At 61.3% G+C, this 3,388-nt stretch carries 5 protein-coding genes; 3 read left to right on the forward strand and 2 right to left on the reverse strand.

The genetic code is table 11. The features are described 5' to 3' along the window. Positions 1-198 precede the first annotated feature (198 nt). The gene (locus ACEWFR_RS23675; protein WP_374063333.1) at positions 199-582 is read right to left on the reverse strand and encodes a DUF302 domain-containing protein; all 384 of its coding nucleotides are present in this window, start codon (positions 580-582) and stop codon (positions 199-201) included. A 109-nt stretch (positions 583-691) separates the two neighbouring features. Between ACEWFR_RS23675 and ACEWFR_RS23680 the strand changes: the two genes are divergently transcribed. From ACEWFR_RS23680 to ACEWFR_RS23690, 3 genes are all read left to right on the forward strand, one after another. Then, positions 692-1,354: a class I SAM-dependent methyltransferase gene (locus tag ACEWFR_RS23680; protein WP_374063334.1), complete on the forward strand. Its 663-nt coding sequence runs from the start codon at positions 692-694 to the stop codon at positions 1,352-1,354. 250 nt (positions 1,355-1,604) lie between these two features. Then, a complete protein-coding gene (gene trxA / locus ACEWFR_RS23685) occupies positions 1,605-1,961 on the forward strand; it encodes a thioredoxin (RefSeq protein ID WP_374063335.1) in 357 nt (118 codons plus the stop codon). After that, positions 1,958-2,995, forward strand: coding sequence for an NAD(P)/FAD-dependent oxidoreductase (locus ACEWFR_RS23690; RefSeq protein ID WP_374063336.1), 1,038 nt, complete (start codon positions 1,958-1,960; stop codon positions 2,993-2,995). The genes trxA and ACEWFR_RS23690 overlap by 4 nt, the downstream gene beginning before the upstream one ends. Before the next feature lie 48 nt (positions 2,996-3,043). On the opposite strand, the gene ACEWFR_RS23695 is transcribed toward ACEWFR_RS23690, so the two are convergent. After that, positions 3,044-3,355 (reverse strand): lysostaphin resistance A-like protein, encoded by a 312-nt coding sequence (locus ACEWFR_RS23695; protein ID WP_374063337.1) that lies wholly within the window; start codon positions 3,353-3,355, stop codon positions 3,044-3,046. Between the last annotated feature and the right edge of the window lie 33 nt (positions 3,356-3,388).

Consider the following 3,388-nt stretch of genomic DNA (forward strand, 5'->3'; position numbering starts at 1 on the left):
AGTATATACGAGGTAAATACGTATAACGTTACCGATAGCGTGGGCCTGCGGGCCAGCAGTATCGTATTGATGAAAGATGATGACGGCGCTGTATCCCCTCCCTCCGGTCGCTCGTTGAGGAAGGGGCCTTAGCGCCTGCGATTAGGTAAAACGTATGACGGGGCGAGACCGACCCCGAATTGCCGCTCCAAACTCGAGTTATAGCGACTCGAGAACCCGTTCGAAGCGCTCGGACGCATCGTCACCGATCGGGTCAAGATCGTCGTTTTCGGCGACGGCGATCAGACGTTGCGGGTCGACCGCGCTGACGACGACGCCGTCGTCATCGTCGTAGACGACGATGTTGCACGGGAGCAACGTCCCGAGTTCGAGATCCTCCTCGAGTCCCTGATGGGCCAACTGCGGGTTGCATGCGCCCAGGATTCTGTACTGTCTGAAGTCCTCGTTGAGTTTCTTTTGCAGCGTTTCTCGAACGTCGATATCGCAGAGCACGCCGAACCCCTCGTCCTCCAGGGCGTCGATCGTTTCCGCGACGATGTCGTCGAACTCGCCGTCGACCTGCGTGCGAAGCGTATAGGACATACTGTACGATCGCTTTCCAGACGGATCGTGGTTGGGGTAGCAACGGCAAGCCCACAGTGCCCGCGTCGGTTCGGGGAAGACTGTAGTCCGTCCGCGGGGAAGACATCCTATGGCCTCTCGTCGCCCCTCGCGAGCGATCGCCGCCCTGCTCGGCCTCGCGCTGCTCGCCGGACTCGGCTACGCCCTCCGGTGGCGGTCGAACCCGTCACCGTGTCCGTACGCCCAGCGCCACGCAATCGACCTGCCGCGCCCGGTCATCACTCGCTCGAGGCTGCGCGACGTGCTCGAGCCCCGGCCCGGGGAACGTATTCTCGAGGTCGGACCAGGAACCGGCTACTACACGGGGACGGTCGCGCGGGCGATCGGACCATCGGGGACGCTGCACGCCGCGGACGTCCAATCGGAAATGGTCGAGCACCTCCGAACGCGAATGCGACAGGAGGGAGAGTCGAACGTTGACGCGATCCGCAGCGACGCGCGCTCGCTTCCGTATCCGGACGACACGTTCGACGCCGCGTATCTGGTCCTGGTCCTCGGCGAGATACCCGACCAGGAGCGGGCTCTCGACGAACTCGAGCGGGTCCTGAAACCCGACGGCCGGCTCGTCGTCGGCGAATCGCTCCCCGACCCGCACTTCGTCGGGTTCGAACGGCTGCGACGCCGCGTCGAACGGCGTAGACTGGCGTTCGAAGCGCGCGTCGGAACGCGAGCCGGGTATTTCGCCCGCTTCAACGCGGGTCCCTCGGAGGAGTCGACCGACTCCGCCGAATAACCGGTTGTTAGTGATGTGCACAAAACCGATCAGGCCGATTCGTGAAGTGCGCAAAACCATTCGGACCGGTTCGATCGTCGAAAGCGCCGTCATATCTCGCTACCCGCCCTGAATCGGCAATCTATTGATTTTTGCAGATTTAACCGTTCGTCGTAGTGTACGCGGTACGGAGGGGGTCCAAACGTGCCTGTGCTTATATTGTGCAATTTGCACAAAACCTTTAAACGCTATCAGTCCATACGTAGTGGTGATGGCAACTGATTCACGCGATGCCTCCGGAGAATCGCTCGACGAACCGATCTACATCGACGGGAGAAGTCACCTCGAGGACGTCACAACGGAGTATGACGTCGTTCTCGTGGACTTCTACGCTGACTGGTGTGGCCCCTGTCAGATGCTCAATCCCGTCCTCGAGCAGCTGGCGAGTACGACCGAGGCCGTGATCGCCAAGGTCGACGTCGACGAACACCAGCAACTCGCGGGTTCGTTCGGCGTTCGCGGCGTGCCGACGCTCGCCCTCTTCGCGGACGGCGAGCAGGTCGAACAGCAGTCCGGCGTGCTGCCGGAAGACCGACTCCGTACCCTGATCGAGGGATACACCGAATGAACGAGGAAACTGAGACGACTGCGGACGTTCACAACGTAGTGATCGTCGGCTCCGGCGTCGCCGGCCTCTCGGCGGCCGTCTACGCCGCGCGGGCCGACCTCGAGCCGCTGGTACTCGAGGGACCCGAACCGGGCGGTCAGTTGACACTGACGACCGACGTCGAGAACTACCTCGGCTTCTCCAAGGGTATCGGTGGGATGGAACTGATCCAGAACGGCAAGGACCAGGCGACCCGCTTCGGCGCCGAATTCACGCACGGAACCGTCGAGAACGCGACACTCGAGGAGCCCCCGTTCGAACTCGAACGCTCGAACGGCGACGTTCTGCAAACGCGTGCGCTGATCGTCGCGAGCGGCGCGAGCGCTCGCTGGGTCGGTGCCGAGAACGAGGACGAACTGATGGGATACGGACTCTCGACGTGTGCGACCTGCGACGGCGCGTTCCACCGCGGCGACGACGTCCTCGTGATCGGCGGCGGCGATTCAGCGATGGAAGAAGCGCTCTTCCTCGCGAAGTTCGCCGACAGCGTGACAGTCGTTCACCGCCGCGAGGAACTGCGCGCCTCCGAGATCATGGCCGACCGGGCCCGTGACAACGAGGACATCGAGTTCCGCTGGAACACCGAACTCAAGGCGATCCACGGTTCACAGGAGGAGGGCGTCACCGGCGCGACGCTCGTCTCCCATCCCGACGGCTATCCCGCGGAGAAGACCGAGACCAGCGTCGACCGGGAAACCGTCGATGTCGGCGGCGTGTTCTACGCGATCGGTCACACGCCCAACACCGAGTTCCTCGAGGAGACCGCTGTCGAACGCGACGAAAACGGCTATCTCCACACTCGTGCGGACGACGCCGGCCGCGCGACGACTGAGACGATGGTCGAGGGCGTCTTCGCCGCCGGCGACGTCGCCGATCCGCACTATCAACAGGCGATCACCGCCGCTGGCACCGGCAGCATGGCAGCGCTTGACGCCGAAGCGTCCCTCGAGACGCTCGAGCGGACGGAAGAGACCGCGCTCGAGGTTGCTCCATAGTCGTCCCTGCAGTCTGCTAGTCGATCGGATCGGTGAGATGATTTAGTATTAAATCATCAAATAACTAGCAATCATAAGGAAGGCGTTGTACAGACCGTGGATAATGGCTGGAATCAAGAGTGATCCACTAACTTCGTATAATGTGCCGAAAACAAGGCTGACACAAACGATAACAGCAGAACCTGCAATGATCTCTGAGATGGTTCCAGTATAATTAAAAAGGTGTAATGAACCGAACATGAGGCTCGCTGCGACGATTGATACGGTAGATCCAAACGATTCACGGAGTCGTCCCTGAACGACGCCGTGAGCGGGGTGCTGTTCAGATAAGGCTGAAGGAGTGAGGCGTGGCGTTTTCAAAGTGATTCATGCCCGAAAACGCACGCCTCAGTC

This window comes from Natrinema sp. H-ect4 (genome assembly GCF_041894845.1).
Taxonomy (GTDB): domain Archaea; phylum Halobacteriota; class Halobacteria; order Halobacteriales; family Natrialbaceae; genus Natrinema.

Bases quoted from the DNA above. Each gene is read 5' to 3' on its own strand.
- ACEWFR_RS23675 (WP_374063333.1), bottom strand. From the start codon at position 582: ATGTCCTATACGCTTCGCACGCAGGTCGACGGCGAGTTCGACGACATC.
- ACEWFR_RS23680 (WP_374063334.1), top strand. From the start codon at position 692: ATGGCCTCTCGTCGCCCCTCGCGAGCGATCGCCGCCCTGCTCGGCCTC.
- trxA (WP_374063335.1), top strand. From the start codon at position 1,605: ATGGCAACTGATTCACGCGATGCCTCCGGAGAATCGCTCGACGAACCG.
- ACEWFR_RS23690 (WP_374063336.1), top strand. From the start codon at position 1,958: ATGAACGAGGAAACTGAGACGACTGCGGACGTTCACAACGTAGTGATC.